Source organism: Bacillus sp. REN16 (assembly GCF_020731355.1).
Lineage (GTDB): Bacteria > Bacillota > Bacilli > Bacillales > Bacillaceae_L > Ferdinandcohnia.
Window position 1 is genome coordinate 33,091 of record NZ_JAJFZK010000012.1, and the last position, 21,229, is coordinate 54,319.

Consider the following 21,229-nt stretch of genomic DNA (forward strand, 5'->3'; position numbering starts at 1 on the left):
CATAATTACTCGCAACTAACCTCGGAAAGACTGAAGATATTTTTCTCTTCATAAACAACTGTTCCACCCTTATCCATACAGCTTTCCGCTATCTGGATGTTTATTTTGTGGTCAGCTCTAATTTCTAGTATTCTTACAACCCCAAATGTTACGATCAAAAGGCTCCCAATGATTGCAATAAGGAGATTTCTCTTACTTTTGCTCATTTCTTCCCCTCCCCTTTTTAGGGTACCATATTTGCCCTTACTCAGGAATCGAAATGTGATTTTTCGCAATATTTGTAAAAATATTTTTGTAGATTTTTGGTTTCATCCGTTGTATGATAGTAACACTAAACAATGGGGAGATGGTAAAAAGTGAGAAAACGAATAGCCATTGCCATCATTATGTTTGTTGCGATCATGTCCTTTTCTGCAACAGTCGCACATTCCCATGCGTTTAAATCATCAGATATTCAAGAAAATACGTTAACCATTAGTGGAGTTTCGTACGACAACCCTTCTTTTCATGATGATGGTAAACTAAAGATTTCATGGGTACTCTTCTCCATCACCTCGTTTTTAATTGTCCTCCAAGGGATGGTTAAGAACATTGATGTGGACCCATACAATCGAAAATTTGTATGGATAACGCCCATTTTTTATCAGTCGAATTATGTGATAAAGACTCTTTGATTTTTTACATTTTAAAAATCAAGGAGGAGAAAGAATATGTGGTTTCGATTTATTATGATTGGATTATGTTCGTTAACGGTGACTAGTTTGTTCATCTTTCAGGGAATTGAAATAACCCAGGCCTTTAAAGACTTTTTTTCAAATAAATAAAAAAAGAAAAGATCTGGAGCAAGACAAATATAAAAAACGAATGTAGGAGATTTTCTACATTCGTTTTTCTTTTTATTCCAATGCCATTTTTACAGTAGTGCGATACAGAAGCTCAGTTCCCAGCGAGATATCTTCAATGGTTGAGAATTCCTTTGGATTATGACTGATTCCATCCTTGCATCGTACGAATACCATGCCATATTCACATTCATAGGACATTGCTAGTGAATCGTGAAATGGGCCACTCATTAATTCCATTGGTTCCAACCCGATATCTTGAATTTCCTGACGCATAATTTCTTTGATTCTCTTTGCGCAATAACGCGGTTCGCTATTTGTATCCTCGGTAATTTTACAATGCAGCTGGTGTTCATCGGTAATTTCTTTGATCTTTGCCCGTAATTTAGCTTCAAGCTTATGCCGTCTATTAAGATCAATATCTCGTAAGTCCACCGTGAAGCTTACTTTTTCTGGAATGATGTTGCGCGAATCCGGAAAAACTCGTAAACTTCCGACAGTTCCGACAGTTGGAGCACTAGGATCTTCGCTTGCGATCTCATTAAGAGCAACGATGATTTTTGCTGCGCCAACGAGGGCATCCTTCCTCATTGGCATTGGAACAGACCCCGCATGCCCAGCAAAGCCCTCTAACTCAACTGTTAACCATAGCGGGCCGGAAATCCCGGTTACAATGCCAACAGGTTTATTCAAATTTTCAAGGACTGGTCCCTGTTCAATGTGCAATTCTAGGAACGAGCCAATGCTTCCTTTTGGATATTCTGATTCTTTCAGTTTTGAAGGATCACATCCAAATTCGATTAGCGCCTCTCTTCTTGAAATCCCATTTTTATCTTTACGTTCTAACTCACCTTCTTCAAGCTTTCCCAGTATTCCTCTTACTCCAAATAACCCTTTATTAAAACGGCATCCTTCTTCATCAGAAAAAGCAATTACCTCAATGGGGCGATTTGGGACAATTTGATTCTCTTTCAACGTTTGAACCACCTCTAGTGCTCCTAATACACCAATTGTTCCGTCAAATCTTCCACCATAGGGCTGTGAATCGATATGCGAGCCGAGCATTAAAATTGGTTCATCCGGATTTTTTCCTTCCATTCTGCCAATTAAGTTTCCAAAATGATCGATTCTTGCGGTTAATCCCGCTTCCTCCATCCAGCCCTTCACAGTTACGACAGCTTGCCTATCTTCCTTCGAAAGAGTGAGGCGACATACTCCCGTTTCACCGATTTTCCCAATTTTCGATAACTCAGTTATTCTTTCCTCAAGCCGCTCCTTATTAATGGTTAGAGTTTGGACATTCATCGAATCAGCCTCCTATTAAATCGAATGTACATAAGTTAAATAGTGGTTTTATACGGCAGTTTATGCGCTTTGGCAACTCCATCATATACGATCTTTCCACCGATTACATTTAGTCCTTTTTGCAAGGATCTATTTTCTGCAAAAGCACGTTCATATCCCTTATTCGCAATCTGAAGAATATAAGGGACCGTTACATTGGTGAGTGCCATAGTAGATGTTCTTGGAACAGCACCAGGCATATTCCCCACAGCATAATGAACGACTCCATGTTTCGTATATGTAGGATTTGCATGTGTGGTAACATGGGTAGCTGTTTCAAAAATACCGCCCTGATCAATTGCCACATCCACAATAACTGACCCTTCCTCCATTAGCCGAACCATTTCATCTGTCACTAGCTTCGGTGCTTTAGCACCTGGAATCAATACCGCACCAATGACAAGGTCTGATTCAGCCACCGCTTGACCAATCGTATAAGGATTCGACATGATCGTTGTGATGGAATTTCCGAATATATCATCTAGTTCTCGTAATCTTGCAGGATTAACATCTAAAAGCGATACTTGTGCCCCCAGACCCGCTGCAATCTTTGCAGCGTTCATACCAACGACTCCGCCACCAATAATTGTCACTTTTCCTCGATTTACCCCAGGTACTCCACCAAGAAGAACACCTATTCCACCTTTTGTTTTTTCGAGAAATGAAGCGCCAATTTGAGTAGCCATTCGACCAGCCACCTCGCTCATCGGAGTCAGTAAAGGCAAACTTCTGTCCTCTAATTGCACTGTTTCATAGGCAATCGCAACAACATTCCTTTGTATCAATTCCATTGTCAGTTCTCGATCAGCCGCAAGATGCAAATACGTAAAAAGAATGAGCCCGTCGTAAAAATACTGATATTCCTCTTGAATCGGCTCTTTTACCTTAATCACCATATCACAAGCCCAGGCATCGGCAGCCGATTGGACAATGGTCGCTCCAGCTTCCACATAAAGTTCATCAAAAAATCCTGAGTTTATACCAGCACCGGTTTCAATAAAAACCGCATTATTATGTTGAACCAATTGTAAGACACCTGCTGGAGTTAGAGCGACACGATTTTCATTGTTTTTAATTTCCTTCGGTACTCCAATCCTCATCTCCATCTACCTTTCTATTTCAATATTCTTGGGAAAAACACCCGTAATCCATTTTTATGAAGCAAGTAGACTACGAGTGTTGGATGTACAGTTGTTTACAATGCTTGAATTTCTTCAATGACGGTTCTTAGGACAAAATCTAAGTCTTCCTTGGAAATGGAAAGCGGCGGAGCAAGGGTTAACACATTATTGTACCCTGCAACTGTTGCCCCATTTTTTCCAATAATAAGACCCTTTTGGAGACATCCGGCGATGACTTTATTTACTTTGCCAACTTCAAGTGGCTCCTTCGTTTGCTTATCGGTGACTAGTTCGATTCCAATCAATAAACCTTTTCCCCTAATATCCCCTACATTTGGATGGTCCGCTAAAGCTTCAGTGAAGCCTTCCATTAATTTGTTTCCAAGCTCCCCTGAGCGCTCAAAAAGCTTTTCATTTTCCATAATTTCCAGGTTTTTAAGTGCTAATGCACATGCAGCGGGATTTCCGCCGAATGTATTAATATGGCGGAAATAATCGTATTCTTCAGATCCGCTAAATGCTTCGTATATTTCTTTTTTAACGGCAGTTGCAGATAATGGAAGATACGCACTAGTAATGCCCTTCGCCATTGTAATGATGTCCGGTTTTATCCCATAGTTCATAAAACCAAATGCTTTACCGGTACGTCCGAATCCGCAAATGACCTCATCAACAATTAGCAGTGCACCGTGTTTTTCGCATACTTCCTTTACTCCTGCCATGTATTCATCAGGTGGAACGATGACACCACCACCAGTAATAATTGGTTCCATGATTACCCCTGCTATCGTTTCGCTGAGTTCCCAGGTCATTACACGGTCGACATCTTTTACTGACTGTAATTCCGAAGCCTTTGTATCTGTTTTTTCCTCTGAACGGTATAAATCAGGTGGTGCTACATGAAGAAATCCAGGTGCAAGTGGTTCATATTTATATTTTCGCTGCGCTTGACCTGTTGCAGCAAGGGAACCCATTGAATTACCATGATAGGCACGATAACGTGAAATAAATTTGTAACGGGAGTGTTCTCCCTTTTGTTGGTGGTACTGCCTCACTAGTTTAAAAGCCGTTTCATTCGCTTCCGAACCACTATTTGAGAAGAAAATAACATACTTGTCTCCGAGCATTTCATTTAACTTTTCTGCAAGTTTTATCGCAGGTTCATGACTTTGGGTTAATGGATAATATGCCATTTCCTTAAGCTGCTCATGAGCAGCTTCAGCAAGTTCCTTTCGTCCATACCCCACATTGACACACCAAAGTCCAGACATTCCATCAAGATATCGCTTCCCATTATGATCTGTTACCCATGATCCTTCTGCCTTTTTAATCACAAGAGTTGAATTTGGATTATATGGCTTCATCGAATGCCATATATAATCCTTATCCTTTGTTAACAGATCCTCCCCATGTGTAACCTTCGTCATACCGCCTTTCCTCCTTCATTAATCAAATTCGCCCTAGGCGTATTTGCGCCCAGATTTTTTAGGCCCACACGAAGTGGGTCACAAAGACGTTGCACAGGAAGTGGCGTTCTTAGTCTTTGATCTTATGCTCGAAAAGTTTCCTTTTAAAATCTGTGCCATCCGCCGGAGGCTAACTTCATTGATAGGGGTTTTACCCCTTATCAATGAAGTTAATAGTCGAAACGAGAAGTAATCATCTTTTTACGGGTATAAAAATTTACCCCATCCTTACCATTTACATGAAGATCCCCGTAGAAGGAATCCTTCCAACCAGAAAACGGAAAAAAGGCCATGGTTGCTGGTACGCCAACATTAATACCAAGCATTCCTGCTTCTGCTTCTTCTCTAAATTGTCTGATTGCCCTTGCATCCTTTGTATAGATAGTAGCGCCATTTCCGAAACGCGACTTTTGAATATAATCAAGGCCTTCATCTAAATCCTTTGCACGTAAAAGACTTAAAACAGGAGCAAAGATTTCCTCCTTTGCAATTGTCATATCCGGCGTAACATGGTCAAAAATAGTGGGTCCTAAAAAGTTTCCTTCTGGCATTTCATCCATTTCTTTTCTTCCATCTCTAAGGAGTGTCGCCCCTTCTTCAAGCCCTTTTTCCAAAAAACCTAGAACCTTATTAAGGTGTGACTCACGGATGACCGGTGTTAAAAGCACTTCATCATCCATTCCATTCCCGATTGTTAGCTTATCAGCAGCATTTGTGAGCGCAGAAACAAATTTTTCATTGTCTCCCACAACAACAACAGCACTACAAGCCATACAACGTTGTCCCGCACTGCCGAATGTAGAGCTGATAATATTGGCTACCGCTTTTTCCATATCAGCATCTGGCATGACAATATGATGGTTTTTCGCACCCGATAGAGCTTGAACGCGCTTCCCTTGAGCTGCTGCACGTTCATACACATATTTGGCAACTGGTTGTGAACCTACAAATGAAATTGCATTTACATTTGGATGATCTAACAAACCATTTACCACATCATGAGCACCATGAACAACATTTAATACGCCATTTGGTCCACCCGCTTCTGTAAATAAACGTGCGAGTTCATTTGCAAGAATGGGTGTCCGTTCAGACGGCTTTAATACGAATGTATTTCCGCATGCAATGGCTAATGGGAACATCCACATTGGGACCATCATCGGGAAATTGAATGGAGTAATACCGCCCACTACTCCCAATGGGTAGCGGAACATTTCCGAGTCAATATCCTCAGCAATATTAGATAATGTCTCACCCATCATTAAGGTCGGCGCACCTGCTGCAAATTCGACACATTCGATTCCGCGTAAAACTTCACCATATGCCTCTTTATAGGCTTTACCGTTTTCCTGGACAACGAGTCTTGCTAATTTTTCGTGATTCTCTGTTAGTAAATAGTGATATTTGTATAGGATCCTAGCCCGCTTTGGGACGGGAGTCTTTTTCCAGGATTTAAATGCCTCTCTAGCTGCTTTTACAGCCAGATCTACATCTTCTTTTGAAGAAAGTGGCACATGTACTAATGTTTCTTTTGTTGCAGGATTTGGAACCTCAAGTGTCTCAGTCCCAAGTGCATCCACCCATTCTCCATTAATATAGTTTTTTAGTACAACTGTTTCATTTTTGACAACGGTCATATTTTGTACAGCCTCCTTTTGGAAATGGCACTGTTCGAAACTCTTAACCTATGGGTCAATTATCTCTCATGTTGAAAGTGCTTTCATTAGACATTCTGTAAAATAACTGCTTGTAATTTTTCCACATTTTGATTGATACTATTTACCTAAAAAGTCCACTAAAATCCTGCGGGCTAATGTATTTCTCTTTTTTCTTTCAATTGTTTTGATGAAACTAAAAATTCATACGATAAAATCATAAACTCAATCGCAAGTCGTTTCTCGTGACTCATAAAATCTGAGCCTAATAGTTTTTCCAGCTTTTGAATACGGTGATATAATGTTTGCCTTACAACAAACAAGCGGTTTGCCGTTTCTTGCTTTGAGCCGTTGCAGGATAAATAGGTTTTCAGCGTTTCCATCAGCTTTCCATTGTATTTTTTATCATAGGCAATAACCGGTTCTAAATACTCCAGAACCACTTCCTGTAAATCTATATGACGATGAAGCAATGAAATAAGCCGGAAAATATGTAAATCGTCATAAAAATAGCTCTGTGCTGGAATTGACATTCGATTTTGAATCCGAATGGTTTCTAAAGCGGTTTGGTAGCTTTTATGTACATCTGTTAATTTTTCCACAAATTTTCCAATTCCGAATTCTGGTTGAGCTTTTTTATTTCTCCGGTGTAAGTCGGAGTTTGATAATCTTTGGAGTCCCTCTTGAACTCGCTCTTTCCACGTCGAGGGGTTTCTTTCATTAATAATAATTAAAACAATTGTATTTCTTTTTTCAGCAACAAAAAGTGTAAAGCCCTGCTGTTCAAAAATGGCCCGCAAAAACATTTTATAATACGTTAAATCGCTTGTTGAATACTCACCGATTGGATCTATCTTACAAAGACAAACAATGGCTCCTTTTGGTTGACTTGTCGAGGTCATAGCTAAATATTCATTGATTGACTCTTCGCTTTGTTCACCTTCTAACCAATCATTAATCCACTCAGTGGCTTCCACCCGCTGCTTTTCTTCGACATAAAGATTGCGAAGAAAAAGCTGTGCTAGTGCAGTGGCTGTTCGGTCTAAGATAAGATGGTCAAATTCGGTTAATTCTCTTTCCTCTGAGATAATCACCAATTCTGCGTAGCTTTCCCCTAACAGATGGATGGTGATTTTTGCGATACTGGTAGAATCTTCTGACTTGGCCCTCACTAAATCTAGCAGTTTCATTCTTTTTTGTTCGGCAGCTTCTGGAGTAAATTGAGTTTCATTATTATTAAAGAGGATGATTACTTGAACTTGGAGGTAACTTCTTATAAAATGCAGTATTTCAATATAATGTTCGATTGATAATAATCTTTTATTTAATGCTTGTGAATAGTTTTCAAGATTGGTTATCATTTGATATTGGCGGTTAATTAAGAGTCCATGGATGTCTTGTGTAATTTCAACAAACTGTACTTCTTTTAAAAATAAGATGATTGGAAATTGGGACTTATTTGCGATGTCAATTATTTCTGGTGGGATTGATGAGGTGTAAATTCCTAATTCAATACAGATTCCTGCTGCCTGTGAATCAATTAATTGCTCAATGACTGAGATGAATTTCTCCTTATTGTCCCTCCAGGCAACACCTGTTGAAAGAATTAGTTCATTTCCATTTAAGAGATTTCGAATATTTGTCACTTCAACGACGTGTACCCATTTTACTTGTCGCCCGAGTCCTTCCATACCCGCAATTACTTTACTGCTTTCAAAATGCCTTCTACATAAAATATCTTCCACGGTAATAGATGATTTCAATCTGCAACTCTCCTATATTGAATTTTCAGACTACATTAATTATACGCTATAATCTGCTATTAAAGGAGTGTTTTTCCAAACATTTTTCTATATATACTATTTAAAAAAGAAAAAGCCGACGCCACGTTGATAGGGCTGCCGGCAAAATACAATTTTTATTTATGCCCCTTCCTTTTGTTGTTTGATAAGCATCACTGCAAAATACTTTCGACCTTCTGGTGTAACAATGTGTAATGTCTCTTTTTCGTCTGTATTCTCAAAATCTACGAATGCGCCACTAAGGTTTTCGATTATATTCGTCATTTTACAACCTTTTTGAATTAAAAAGTCTATTTTGTCCCTCTCTTGTAAAAAGATTTGGTATTCTGACATGTATGAACAACTCCTTTTCATCACAGAACTAATTTATTATTGTGAAGTAGTTTTCTGATCAAGCTCAACCTCATACATATTGACTTGATCATCAACGGACCCTCCAGGTATGGCCCAATTTAAGAGAACTCCCAAAATGGCTGATAATGCCATCCCATGAATTTCAAAGTTCGCTGAAAACTTCATGACCGCCCCGCCAATTCCAACAACTAGAATGACTGAAGAAATAATCAGGTTTCGCTTATCATCTAAATCTACTTTACTATCAACGAGCATCCGTAATCCCGAGGCAGCGATGATTCCAAATAATAAAAGCGAGATTCCACCCATTACTGCTGTTGGGATTGAGCTAATAAGTGCCGTAATTTTACCGATAAACCCAAACAGGATTGCAAACACAGCTGCTCCGCCGATAACAAAAACACTATATACTCTCGTAATGGCTAAAACGCCAATATTTTCTCCGTAGGTTGTATTTGGCGGTCCACCCATTAATGCTGCTAGCATTGTGGCAAGACCATCTCCCATAATTGAACGGTGCAGACCAGGTCTTTGAATTAAATCTTTATGAACGACCTTACTTAATACCATTTGATGGCCAATATGCTCAGATAATGTAACGATTGAAACAGGAACCATTAAAGCAATAATACTTAATGTGATGCCAGGGGAATAATGAACAAATGGAAATAGAAAGTCAGGCATTTCGAAAATATTCGCGGACTTTACACCAGATAAATCAACCAGTCCAACAATGGCAGCATAAATATATCCTCCAACAATTCCAATCAATACAGGAATTAGATTTAAAAAGCCTTTAAGTAAAATAGAGCTTAAAATCACAATTAATAAGGTTACTAATGCAACTGAAAAGTGAAGAAGACTATATTCACCATTCGCATTATTCATCGCCATACCGACTGCTGTTGGTGCAAGGCTAAGACCGATTACAATGATGACGGGTCCAACAACAACTGGGGGCAGTAATTTAATCAACCATTTATGGCCAGTTGCTTTAATGGCTAAAGCAACAATCCCGTATACAAGACCTGCCAAAAAGCTTCCAATCATGGCTGCACCTGGACCATCAGCTGCGGTTGCGGCAATAATTGGCGCAATAAATGCAAATGAGGAACCAACATATGCAGGAACCTGCCCCTTCGTAATAATAAGAAAAGTGATTGTACCTACTCCACTTGAAATTAGGGCTACACCCGGACTTAAGCCAACAAGATACGGAACTAAGATGGTTGCACCGAACATAGCGAACAAATGCTGGATACTTAATACCATAAACTTTCCTGGTGGCGGAGTCTCATGTATATCCAGGACTACCTTTTTCGAATCTACACCGCTCATTCCTAATCCCCCTTTATTTGGTTTTGCCAAAATATCCAAAACTTTTAATCTGGAGACATCGAAGCATTACAGTTTTAAATGACATCACCCTTCCTCTAAAAATATTTCCAATATTCAGAAATATGGAGACGTAAGGTTCACCTCTTTTCCTTTTCTTAAAAGAAGGAAGGAGTTTCTACCCCTCCTTCCTTCTTCTTGACTCACATGGTGGCTGTTTGATCCTTTACTATTTCATAATTTTCACCGTATTTTGCACGTTTAATAAATTGACCCGCACCAATTTTTCCAACAAATTGTTTATCACGGACAACAAATTCTCCTCTTGAAAGAACAGAGACGGGTTCACCGGTAAATTTCATACCTTCAAATGCACTGTAATCGACAGCCATATGATGTGTTTCGGCCGAGATTGTTCGTTCTATATTAGGATCAAAAATCACAATATCTGCGTCTGCTCCGACCGCTATCGTTCCCTTCTTCGGATACAAGCCAAACAGCTTTGCAACTTTGGTAGATGTTAAGTCAACAAACTGATTCAATGTAATTCTTCCTTTTTTGACACCTTCTGAGAAAAGAACGGTTAAGCGATCCTCAATCATTGGTCCTCCATTTGGAATTTTTGAAAAATCACCTGCTCCAAGCTCTTTTTGCCCTTTAAAATCAAATGAACATTGATCCGAACCAAAGGTTTGAAGCTGTCCTGTTCGGAGTGCATTCCATAATACATCTTGGTTCCATTTTTCACGCAATGGCGGTGACCAAACGTATTTAGCGCCTTCAAAATTTGGTTTTTCCAGATAAGATTGATCAAGTACTAAATATTGCGGACAGGTTTCTCCCCACACATCAAAGCCCTTTTCTCTTGCTTCCGTAATGGCTTTCACTGCATCTGCACAAGTAACATGAACGACATATAGCTGTGAATTCGCAAGACCAGCAAAGGTCGCAGCCCTTTCCGTTGCCTCGCCTTCAATCTCTTGTGGCCGTGTTAAAGCATGATAGATGGGATCCGTATTTCCTTCACTTAGAGCCTTTTTCACAAGATAATCAATGACGTCTCCATTTTCTGCGTGAACCATAACGAGGGCACCCAAATCTTTAGCCGCAACTAATGTTTTAAATAAAGTTTCATCATCTGCCTGAAGAACATATTTATAAGCCATAAATACCTTAAAGGATGTGATCCCTTCATTTTCAATCACAGTTGGAAGCTCATTTAATACAGCATCTGTTACTTCCCCAATTGATAGGTGAAATCCATAGTCAATCACTGCTTTGTCTTTCGATTTCCCATGCCATGTTTGAATAGCATCTTTTAGTGGCTCTCCTTTGTTGGATAAGCAAAAATCAATTACAGTTGTAGTTCCTCCAAAGGCAGCAGCAATTGTACCGGTTTCAAAATCATCTTTTGTTACTGTACCCCCGAAAGGCATTTCTAGATGGGTATGGGGATCAATTCCGCCCGGAAAAACATAGCAACCTTTTGCATCAACTACCTCTGCACCCTCAGTCGGAAGATTCAACCCGATTTGACTGATTACACCATTTTCCACAAGAATTTCTGCTTGAAACGTATCAGTTGCTGTCACAATGATTCCATTTTTAATGATTTTCTTCATCTTAGCCCTCCCCAAGAAATACATTTACTTTACTGAGTCTATCTTACAACTGGCTGCACCTAGTGCTGCCTGACGCTCATTCCAAGTCATTGGCGGTAACCCGCTTGGGATTTCAACCATATCAATTGCTCCATCAACCGGACATACGATTGAGCATAGGTTACAACCCACACAGTCTTCCTCTCTAACCTTAAGGATGTTGTAGCCATTTCCGTCCTTAAGCATATCGATACATTGGTGTGAAGTATCTTCGCATGCAATATGGCATTTATTACAATTGATACAAACATCATTATTGATACGGGCAACGATTTTATAATTAAGGTCAAGGTCACCCCAGTCTGAATATTTAGGAACAGTCTTTCCAACGATGTCCATGACAGAAGCAATCCCTTTTTGTTCTAGATAATGATCTAACCCTTCAATCATGTCCTCCACAATTCGAAAGCCATGATGCATGGCCGCTGTGCACACCTGTACCCCAGATGCACCCATCAGCATATATTCAACCGCATCCTGCCAGGTTGAAATTCCGCCAATGCCAGAAATCGGTATATTGATATGAGGACTTCTTGCACATTCAGCAACCATATTTAACGCGATTGGTTTTACCGCAGGACCGCAATATCCGCCGTGTGCTCCCTTACCTCCTACATGCGGGATGGTATTCCACGTATCCAAATCTACGCCTGCTAAACTATTAATTGTATTAATCATGCTAATTGCATCAGCACCACCGCGAGTGGCAGCCTCTGCAGTAGCTGTGATATCCGTAATATTAGGTGTTAGCTTTACGATGACTGGTGTTTGCGCTACTTCCTTTACCCAATAGGTTTGTTGTTCTACAAGTGAGGGCACCTGCCCAGATGCTGAACCCATCCCCCGTTCGGCCATTCCATGCGGACACCCAAAATTGAGCTCTAATCCATCCACGCCCACTTCTTCGACTCTTTTTACAATTTCATGCCATTTTTCTTGTTTGGGCTCGACCATTAATGAAGCAATGATTGTATGGTTTGGAAAGAGCTTTTTAGTTTCTTTGATTTCTTTTAAGTTCACCTCTAGTGGACGATCAGAGATTAATTCAATATTGTTAAAGCCGGCTACTCGTTGCCCATTAAAACTAACCGCACCAAATCGTGATGTTACATTTAAAATGGGGTCACCTAATGTCTTCCACACCGCTCCACCCCATCCTGCATCAAATGCACGTTGAACTTGATAACCGGAGTTCGTTGGAGGAGCAGATGCTAACCAAAACGGATTAGGGGATTTTATACCTGCTAGATTAATTCGTAAATCCGCCATTCATAAACCTCCTTTTACCTTATGATTTTTATGCAAATTCAGTAACTGCACCGAACATTGCCTTATGAATGGCATATGCCGCATCCTTGCCCTGCTGTGCAGCTGACACAACCATTGCTTCACCTTGCCCCTTTCCAAAAATCACATCACCACATGCGAATACTTTTTTATTGGATGTATGGAGAGTCTCGGGATCGATTTTTACGACGCCACCGTCATGTTTAAGGCCGAATTGTTCAATAAGTTCTGTATATCTGGTCTGTCCAATTGCTTTAATTACCGCATCGACCTCTAAAATGAACTCGGAGCCCTCAACTGGTACAGGTCGTCTTCTGCCATCTTCTCCAGCCTCACCAAGCTCCATTTTGATACATTCTATCGCTTTAACTCGACCTTGTTCGTCCCCAATAATTTTTTTAGGTGCTGTTAGCCATCTAAATTCGACCCCGTCCTGTTTGGCGAATTCATATTCGAAATCATACGCAGTCATTTCATCAATCGTTCTTCTATAAAGGATTTTTACATTTTCAGCCCCTAACCTGACTGAACAAGTAGCGCCATCAATTGCTGTATTCCCTGCACCTATCACAACAACCCTTTTTCCTAAGAATCGGTCTGATATAGGCTTGGTTTTTGTTTCTCTTACAAAATCGATTGCATCATATACTCCCTCTAAATTTTCTCCTTCAATACCAAGCGAAGGAACCTTTGACATTCCTATCGCTAGAATAACAGCATTGAAGTTTTCCAGAATTTCATCAACTGAGATATCCTTTCCTACTCTAGTATTCGTTCGTATTTTTACATCTACACTTTCTACCTGCTTTACCTCCCAGAATGAAATTTCCTGCGGTAGTCTAAAAGAAACAATTCCATATGTGTTTAGGCCACCAGCCTTTTCTGCTGCTTCAAAAATAGTTACATCATAGCCGAGTAAACCTAGTTCCCGGGCAGCTGAAAGTCCAGCTGGGCCGCCTCCAATAATGGCAACTGTTTTTCCATTCTTCTTCCCCGGTTCAAAAAGCACCTGTTCATTGCGAATTGCCCAGTCTGTTGCATATCTTTGTAAATTACCTATCATAATTGGCCTTGTAGAATGATTTAAGACACAAGCCCCCTCGCAAAGTTCCTCTGTTGGGCAAACGCGGGCACAGCTTGCTCCGATGGGGTTGGACGTCATAATGGTTTTTGCTGATCCTTTTAGGTTTCCAGAAGCAATCTTTTTGATAAAAGCAGGAATGTCAATTCCGGTAGGGCATGCAGTTATACAGGGGGCATCATAGCAATAAAGGCAGCGATTGGATTCTTCAATAGCTTCTCGGTTGGTTAGTGCAGGGTTCACTTCAGTGAAGTTCATTTTTAAATCCTGATATGAAATTCTTGTGTTTGAATGACTCATAGATTTACCTCCTTCTTATAGTAAAAATCGCAAATTATATTGCCATTCATTTGCAATTTTTTAAACTCACAGATAGAAAGCGTTTTCAAATCTATTCATGTTTTACTGCTATTTATTGCCAAAACATGAATTATTGTCCCAAAAGTATGAACTTTGTGTCTATTTTACTTTTTTTAGAGATTGATTGCATTATACAGAGTGTTAAAAGATATATGCTGTGAACCACTCATAATGTAAAAAAAGAGCGATAGAGTTTGAACCACATACACTGTGGTTTCAAAATCTACGCTCTTCTAAAGTTATCTTATTGAGGCCATTGTTCCGGTAATAAATTCTTCGATTAATTGTGTGGCTTCTTCGGCATTTTTCACATGTAAAACTGTGCTTCGGTCCTCTGATATTTGTTCAGCCGTATGGTGATACCTCGGGTCATAATAATATTCCAATAGTAATTTTATGGCAGAATTATAATCACCTGTCTCAAGATCTTTTTCAATCTGTGTTGCAATTGGTGTATGAATTCTTCTTTTGATTCGTTGAAAAGCAGACATACATTCATTCGGAAATTCCCATGGGCGATAATCCTCTAAAATGTTTAATACCCGCTCTTCCATTGGCAGGTCAACAAAAATATGATATCCCTGTTCTTTTATTTTTAGTAAAAACTCTGGTAAAGTCACTCTGCCAACCCGTTTGCTTTCGGCCTCCAGCAGCACATATGAAGATTGCTTTAACTCAAGTGCCCGCTCCACAAACATTAAATCAAATACTTTTTGATTGTGGGGCTTTTTACCAATCATTCCAAACACCGATCCACGGTGGTTTGCCATGCCTTCTAAATCAATAACAGGATAGCCCTTTTCTTGAAGTTCAGTTAAAATTTTTGTTTTTCCCGAGCCTGTATATCCATTTATCACAATGGACTTAGGCTTGAATTCTTCCGCAAGTTCTTCTAATTTTTCAACTACCCAGGACCTATACCCGCGAATTCCTCCGATTAAACGTTTTGCGTTGATTCCCATTAAATCAATGAGGGTTGCAGATGTTTTACTTCGCATTCCTCCGCGCCAGCAGTAAACAACCTTTTCCTCCTCTGGGAGTTTCGCAAACTCTTTGATAAAGTCCGGAAGCTTAGCCGATACAATTTCAAGCCCTTTATCCTTTGCTGCATCTGGGCTGACTTGCTTATAAACCGTGCCAATTTCTGCTCGTTCTTCATCCGTAAAAATCGGAATGTTCACACTGCCAGGTATATTGGATTCGGCAAATTCAGAAGGTGAGCGCACATCAACAATTGCAAGTGGCTTTTCTTTCCGCAATTCCCGTAAATCATCAACTGATATATCTTGAAACATCTATTTTCTTCCCTTCAAAAGCGTCTATTTACACTATGTCCACATTGCTCTAACTCTATTATAAAACAGAAAAACTCATATCGCACAAAATATACAATTGCAACAGTCTTCTGAAATGATAAAATTAAATGTAACAAAGATCTCGGAGGTTATTTTTTGCTAATACCATCACTTGCCAGAAAAATTATTAAAGAAGTCCGCAGATTAATTGATGAGGATATTATTATTGTCGATGTCTCGGGAATGATTATTGCAAGCACTGATATGAGTCGAATTGGAAGCTTTCACGAAGGTGCACTCCTTTCAAGCCGTGACAAAAAGAAAATGATAATCACTAAGAATATGGAAAATGACCTTAAAGGTGTAAAAGCAGGCATCAATTTACCGATTGTCTATAAGGATAAGGTTGTTGGTGTAATTGGGATAACTGGGAATCCCGAAAAGGTTTCCGCATATGGAGAGCTTTTGAAAAAAATGACGGAGCTGTTAATTCAAGAAAGCTACTACGCTGAGCAAATGGAATTGGAGTCTCGTGCCATCGAAAACTTTGTTTTTGATTGGCTTCAATTAGGGGATGAATTAAATGAATTTTATAGGCGCGCAGAGCATCTAGGAATCGATGTTGAAGTGGATCGTCACGTAGTAATAGGATTTATTAAAAGTGAGAAAGAAATTCAGCTTCAGGACATATCCAAACGGATAAAACAACATTCATTTTTAAAATTAAATGATATTTTTGTAAGATGGGGAAATGAACGGTTCCTCCTTCTTTTAGCTGACCGCTCAAAGGAACAAATAAAAACCCTTCTACAAAAATTAAAAAGGGAATTAGATCATCATTTTTCTGTGCAAATTTCGTTTGGAATAGGAAGTAATGATTTTGGATATTTCCTTAAACAGTCTTATGATGAAGCCGACCGGGCTCTTCAAATTGCTAAAAAAAATTCCTCTATTGTCTTTGATGATGAATTAAAATTGGAGATGCTTGTTCATGAAATAAGCGGCAAAGTGCAAGCTGAATTTGCGAAACGTACGGTTATAACACTTCTGAATGATCCCGAATTAGTAAAGACCTTACTTGAATATATTAAACAAAATCAGTCAATTAAAGAAACAGCTGAGTCACTTCATATCCATGTTAATACCCTTTCCTACCGTTTTAATAAAATCGAAGAGAAAACCGGTCTCCATCCAAAAAGCTTTGTTGATTTAACAACATTATATCTCGGTCTCTTATTTTTAGATCAATCTATAAAATTTTCCAGATAAAAATATAAATATTTGTAGGTTTCTACATAGCGGATTTTTCCGCTTTTTTTTATGCTTAATAGTAAGAAGATTTTTTGGAGGCGTTCACATGATTGAGGCAAATGTAAAACATCAATTATTAAAAATTGTTGGTCCTGAAAACTATGATGACTCAAATACTGGACGACTTGTGTATTCGTACGATGCGACCCCTCAGTTCCAGTCGATGCCCGATGCGATGGTTGCTCCTCGAAACAAAGAGGAAATTTCAGAAATCGTTAAAGTTTGCAACGAATACAAAATTCCTATTGTTCCCCGCGGTTCTGGAACAAATCTTTGTGCGGGCACTTGCCCAACCGAGGGTGGAGTTGTCCTTTTATTTAAACATTTAAATCAGATTTTGGAAATTGATGAAGAAAATTTAACAATTACGGTCCAGCCTGGTGTGATTACTCAAGAAATAACAAATGCGGTGGAAGCAAAGGGGTTATTTTATCCTCCAGACCCTGGTTCCATGAAAATCTCAACAATTGGCGGCAATATTAATGAAAATTCCGGTGGATTACGTGGGCTAAAATATGGTGTCACACGGGATTATGTAATGGGGCTTGAGGTTATTTTAGCGAATGGAGAAATCATTAAAACCGGAGGCAAACTTGCGAAGGATGTGGCTGGATATGACCTGACGCGGCTTTTGGTCGGCTCGGAGGGTACACTTGGCATCATTACCGAAGCAACCCTTAAGCTGATACCAATGCCTGAAACGAAGGAAACAATTCTTGCCCTATATGAAGATTTGGAGGCCGCTGCCAAAACAGTTTCAAAGATCATCGCCAATAAAATCATTCCGATTACACTTGAATTCCTTGATCAGCCAACTCTTGAAGCAGTCGAGGCATTTGCACAAATTGGCCTTCCTACCGACGCTAAAGCGGTTCTTCTGATTGAACAGGATGGTCCGTCAGAAATTGTAAAACGAGACATTGAGAGAATCATAGAAATTTGTACAGAAGAAAATGCTGTCTCGGTAAAATCAGCTGAATCTGAAGAAGAAGCAGAAGCCTTACGGACAGCAAGAAGGGCTGCATTATCAGCCCTTGCCAGGTTAAAACCAACAACTATTTTAGAGGATGCCACGGTACCTCGTTCTGAAATTGCCAAAATGGTAAAAGCGATTGGCGAAATTGCGAGAAAGTATGACCTGAATATATGTACTTTTGGCCATGCTGGGGATGGTAATCTGCATCCGACCTGCCTCACAGATGCTAGAGACCGGGATGAAATTGAGCGAGTTGAAAAAGCATTTGAAGAAATTTTTGAAAAAGCGATTGAGCTGGGTGGAACAATCACAGGCGAACATGGCGTAGGTGTGATGAAAGCACCTTATCTAGAAATGAAGCTGGGTGCCGCAGGGATTGCTGCGATGAAAGCCATTAAAACGGGACTTGATCCTAATAACATAATGAATCCAGGTAAGATATTTGCGAAGGAATCAAGAAAACGCGTGGTGGTATCAAAATGACAACGATACAGGAACAACAAAAAATAAAAGAAGAATTCCAAACACGGATGGATCAGAATGAATTATTAAATTGCATGCGCTGCGGGTTTTGTCTTCCAACCTGCCCAACCTATATTGAATCCGGCTATCAGGAATCCCACTCCCCACGCGGAAGAATCGCATTAATGAAGGCTGTTGTGGATGGTCTTATAGAGCCAGATGAGGACTTCGAGAAATCATTGAATATGTGCTTAGGATGTCGAGCCTGCGAACCAGTTTGTCCTTCTGGTGTAAATTACGGTCATCTTTTAGAGGAAGCAAGAGATATTGTTAATCAAAATAAAAAGCATTCATTACGAGCGAAAGCAGTAAGGAAAACGGTTTTTGAGGGTCTTTTTCCGCATCAGAATCGTATGCGCACCCTAACTGGATTACTAGGTGTCTATCAACGGTCCGGAATGCAAAAGATTGCTCAAAAAAGCGGACTCATGAAGTTTTTACCTGACAGCTTAGCGACGATGGAGCGGGTACTTCCGGAGGTGCCAACCTTAAAAGAACTAAAATGCCGTCCCTACCAACTTGGGCCAATTGGTGTTCAAAAGAAAAAGGTTTCCTTTTTCTCAGGTTGCTTGATGGATACAATGTTCATGAAAACAAATGATGCCACATTGAGGCTGCTTCAATTGGCAGGTTGTGAGATTGTCATTCCAAAAACACAAGCTTGTTGTGGGGCTTTGCATGGGCATAGTGGTGAAAAAAAGAAAGCGAAGGAGCTTGCGAAACAAAATATTATCGCGTTTGAAGAAATTGAAGCAGACTATATCATTACAAATGCGGGTGGCTGTGGTGCCTTTTTAATTGATTATGGCCATCTTCTAAAAGATGAGCCCAAGTGGGCAGAACGGGCAAAAGCTTTTTCGAACAAGCTTAAGGATATTTCTTCGGTATTAGTAGAATTAGAGTTTCATAAAAAAGATCTTTCCCTGCCAGATCAGATTATTACCTATCAAGATTCTTGTCATTTACGAAATGTGATGAAAACATCGTCCGAGCCGAGACGGCTGCTTAAAGCCATTAACGGTGCAACCTATATGGAAATGAAGAATGCGGATAGCTGCTGCGGCTCAGCTGGCATTTATAACATAATGGAGTCTGAAATGTCGATGAAGATATTAGATTCAAAAATGAAAAACGTTAAAGATACTCAGGCAAAAACAATTGTCACATCAAATCCAGGCTGCCTGTTGCAGATGAAGCTTGGCATTGAACGGGAAGGTTTATCTGATAAAATACGTGCCGTTCATATTGTTGATTTATTGCTTGAAGCGGTTAAAGAGTAAAAGCGAAAACAACGCTCAATTGGGCGTTGTTTTCTTAATTTAGAATATACTTTTCTGCATAATATTTTGTGACCGATAAATACTCACGAATATATGCTTTTAGCAAAGTTATTTGTGGTGTTTTTGCTGGGAGCCCTTCCACTTTTAAATCGGCATCTTTTGCAATTTGGATCGAACGATAAAGGTGATAATCATTTGTCACAATAATTCCAAGCTTTGCTTCCTCAGGAATAAATTCTTTCGAGAATTTGATATTTTCATATGTACTTGTTGACCGGTCTTCAAGGAAGATTCTAGATTCTGAAATCCCTTTATCTACTAGTTCTCGTCTTATCGCTTCTGCTTCTGTGATATCCTCCCCAGGGCCCTGACCGCCTGAAGCAATCAAAATGGTGTTCTCATTCTCTTTTGCATACTCAGCAGCCGCATCAATTCTGTATTGCAATGCAAGCGATGGCGTTTCACTGTTCACCTTTGCTCCAAGAATAATCAAATAATCTGCCTTTTCGGGTGGCTTAGAATCGACATACTGTGATATTTTTGAATGAACTATTCCGAAATACCCTATACCTATTATGAGTAAAAATCCAATTAAAAGTAGCATCATTTTCCTCTTTTTCAAATAGTAACAACCCCTTTGGTTATTCTACTATTATATCAAATGGACAAAAAAGGAAAACAAAAATCATGCCCTTTTAATGGGCATGATTTTTAGTTAAGCCAATTTTGATTTTCCAGATCCTCGTGGTGTGAGATAAAGCCATCCATCTCGGTTTCAGCCCCATTTAACACATCCTTTGAATTCATCTTTGACACAAATCCAAGCTCACGAGTTGCGTTGTCCGTTGACCACGGTTTATCTTTGTTATCTGAAACGCCATAATATGTACCAAACTTGACAGTTGATTGAATGGCTAAATCAAATAACTGAATCACATCAGCATGACTTAATAATGTTTTATTGGTTCGGGGAATCGTTTGTAAATCCTTCACCTCATCCCGTCTGACACTGCCAATTCGCAGATTAATCACAGACAGATTGTTCTCCTCTTCAAAGGCTAATATATGACCGAGATTTTCTGAAGCTAATTTTAGTGTGCCATACAATGTCCTTGAGTAGGGATAATCATTAACTGTAATCTCGCGACCGAGTGCCGAAATTCCATCCTTCTCATAAAAGTCAGTTACATGATTACTGCTTGCATAAACGACCTTTGGAATGCCAAGCTCAATTGCCGCTCTTAAAATGTAAAAGGATGCAAGAAAATGAATTTCAGTCTTTTTATGAAATTGTGTAAGATCTTTAAAATCATTTTTGGTGTTTACATTAAGCAGATTAACAATAGCGCCACAATCTGCTGGAATTTTACTTAAAAGGTCTGCAAAATTTGTTGCGTCGACCTCGATATGGTCCGAATGATCATCCACTTTTTTATCAAGAATAAAGATTTCGTAGTTGTTGCTGAGTCCTTCTTCAAGGATGGAACCAATTAGCCCCGTTCCCCCGATGATGGCAATCTTCTTTTTCAATGTTGTG

At 39.6% G+C, this 21,229-nt stretch carries 18 protein-coding genes; 4 read left to right on the forward strand and 14 right to left on the reverse strand.

Going from position 1 to position 21,229, the window contains the following annotated elements; translation table 11 throughout:
* Positions 1 to 5: 5 nt before the first annotated feature.
* Complete coding sequence (locus LKW28_RS16850) at positions 6 to 206, reverse strand: hypothetical protein (protein WP_229141536.1); 201 nt, start codon at positions 204 to 206, stop codon at positions 6 to 8.
* Between the two features lie 150 nt (positions 207 to 356).
* Here LKW28_RS16850 and LKW28_RS16855 point away from each other — a divergent pair, with 150 nt between their 5' ends.
* Positions 357 to 674, forward strand: coding sequence for a hypothetical protein (locus LKW28_RS16855; RefSeq protein ID WP_229141538.1), 318 nt, complete (start codon positions 357 to 359; stop codon positions 672 to 674).
* A gap of 222 nt (positions 675 to 896) precedes the next feature.
* Here the strand turns inward: LKW28_RS16855 and LKW28_RS16860 are convergent, their stop codons facing one another.
* The 11 genes from LKW28_RS16860 to mnmH all read right to left on the reverse strand — a co-directional run bounded on the left by LKW28_RS16860 (position 897) and on the right by mnmH (position 15,603).
* Positions 897 to 2,147, reverse strand: a complete 1,251-nt coding sequence (locus LKW28_RS16860; protein ID WP_229141540.1) for a M20 family metallo-hydrolase — start codon at positions 2,145 to 2,147, stop codon at positions 897 to 899.
* 35 nt (positions 2,148 to 2,182) lie between these two features.
* Positions 2,183 to 3,286: an alanine dehydrogenase gene (gene ald, locus LKW28_RS16865; RefSeq protein ID WP_229141541.1), complete on the reverse strand. Its 1,104-nt coding sequence runs from the start codon at positions 3,284 to 3,286 to the stop codon at positions 2,183 to 2,185.
* A gap of 95 nt (positions 3,287 to 3,381) precedes the next feature.
* Positions 3,382 to 4,734, reverse strand: a complete 1,353-nt coding sequence (locus tag LKW28_RS16870; protein WP_229141543.1) for an aspartate aminotransferase family protein — start codon at positions 4,732 to 4,734, stop codon at positions 3,382 to 3,384.
* Between the two features lie 209 nt (positions 4,735 to 4,943).
* Positions 4,944 to 6,410, reverse strand: coding sequence for a CoA-acylating methylmalonate-semialdehyde dehydrogenase (locus tag LKW28_RS16875; protein ID WP_229141544.1), 1,467 nt, complete (start codon positions 6,408 to 6,410; stop codon positions 4,944 to 4,946).
* Between the two features lie 173 nt (positions 6,411 to 6,583).
* A complete protein-coding gene (locus LKW28_RS16880) occupies positions 6,584 to 8,191 on the reverse strand; it encodes a PucR family transcriptional regulator (protein WP_229141545.1) in 1,608 nt (535 codons plus the stop codon).
* A gap of 159 nt (positions 8,192 to 8,350) precedes the next feature.
* Entirely contained in the window at positions 8,351 to 8,563 is a 213-nt protein-coding gene (locus tag LKW28_RS16885; protein WP_229141547.1) for a hypothetical protein, read from the reverse strand.
* 36 nt (positions 8,564 to 8,599) lie between these two features.
* Positions 8,600 to 9,922 carry a solute carrier family 23 protein gene (locus LKW28_RS16890; RefSeq protein ID WP_229141549.1) on the reverse strand — a complete coding sequence of 441 codons (1,323 nt, stop codon included), beginning with the start codon at positions 9,920 to 9,922 and terminating at the stop codon, positions 8,600 to 8,602.
* Positions 9,923 to 10,122: 200 nt separating this feature from the next.
* Complete coding sequence (gene hydA, locus LKW28_RS16895) at positions 10,123 to 11,541, reverse strand: dihydropyrimidinase (protein ID WP_229141551.1); 1,419 nt, start codon at positions 11,539 to 11,541, stop codon at positions 10,123 to 10,125.
* A 24-nt stretch (positions 11,542 to 11,565) separates the two neighbouring features.
* On the reverse strand, positions 11,566 to 12,849 hold the full coding sequence (preA, locus tag LKW28_RS16900; RefSeq protein ID WP_229141552.1) for an NAD-dependent dihydropyrimidine dehydrogenase subunit PreA: 1,284 nt from the start codon (positions 12,847 to 12,849) through the stop codon (positions 11,566 to 11,568).
* A gap of 28 nt (positions 12,850 to 12,877) precedes the next feature.
* Positions 12,878 to 14,248 (reverse strand): NAD(P)-dependent oxidoreductase, encoded by a 1,371-nt coding sequence (locus LKW28_RS16905; protein ID WP_229141553.1) that lies wholly within the window; start codon positions 14,246 to 14,248, stop codon positions 12,878 to 12,880.
* Positions 14,249 to 14,547: 299 nt separating this feature from the next.
* Positions 14,548 to 15,603, reverse strand: coding sequence for a tRNA 2-selenouridine(34) synthase MnmH (gene mnmH, locus LKW28_RS16910; protein WP_229141554.1), 1,056 nt, complete (start codon positions 15,601 to 15,603; stop codon positions 14,548 to 14,550).
* Positions 15,604 to 15,759: 156 nt separating this feature from the next.
* Here mnmH and LKW28_RS16915 point away from each other — a divergent pair, with 156 nt between their 5' ends.
* The 3 genes from LKW28_RS16915 to LKW28_RS16925 all read left to right on the forward strand — a co-directional run bounded on the left by LKW28_RS16915 (position 15,760) and on the right by LKW28_RS16925 (position 19,692).
* A complete protein-coding gene (locus LKW28_RS16915; protein ID WP_229141555.1) occupies positions 15,760 to 16,872 on the forward strand; it encodes a CdaR family transcriptional regulator in 1,113 nt (370 codons plus the stop codon).
* 88 nt (positions 16,873 to 16,960) lie between these two features.
* On the forward strand, positions 16,961 to 18,373 hold the full coding sequence (gene glcD, locus LKW28_RS16920) for a glycolate oxidase subunit GlcD (RefSeq protein WP_229141556.1): 1,413 nt from the start codon (positions 16,961 to 16,963) through the stop codon (positions 18,371 to 18,373).
* On the forward strand, positions 18,370 to 19,692 hold the full coding sequence (locus LKW28_RS16925) for a (Fe-S)-binding protein (protein WP_229141558.1): 1,323 nt from the start codon (positions 18,370 to 18,372) through the stop codon (positions 19,690 to 19,692). Before glcD ends, LKW28_RS16925 begins: the two co-directional genes overlap by 4 nt.
* 34 nt (positions 19,693 to 19,726) lie before the next feature.
* Here LKW28_RS16925 and LKW28_RS16930 read toward each other — a convergent pair whose 3' ends face one another.
* Positions 19,727 to 20,314 carry a YdcF family protein gene (locus tag LKW28_RS16930; RefSeq protein ID WP_229141559.1) on the reverse strand — a complete coding sequence of 196 codons (588 nt, stop codon included), beginning with the start codon at positions 20,312 to 20,314 and terminating at the stop codon, positions 19,727 to 19,729.
* 89 nt (positions 20,315 to 20,403) lie between these two features.
* Entirely contained in the window at positions 20,404 to 21,222 is an 819-nt protein-coding gene (locus LKW28_RS16935; RefSeq protein WP_229141561.1) for an NAD-dependent epimerase/dehydratase family protein, read from the reverse strand.
* Between the last annotated feature and the right edge of the window lie 7 nt (positions 21,223 to 21,229).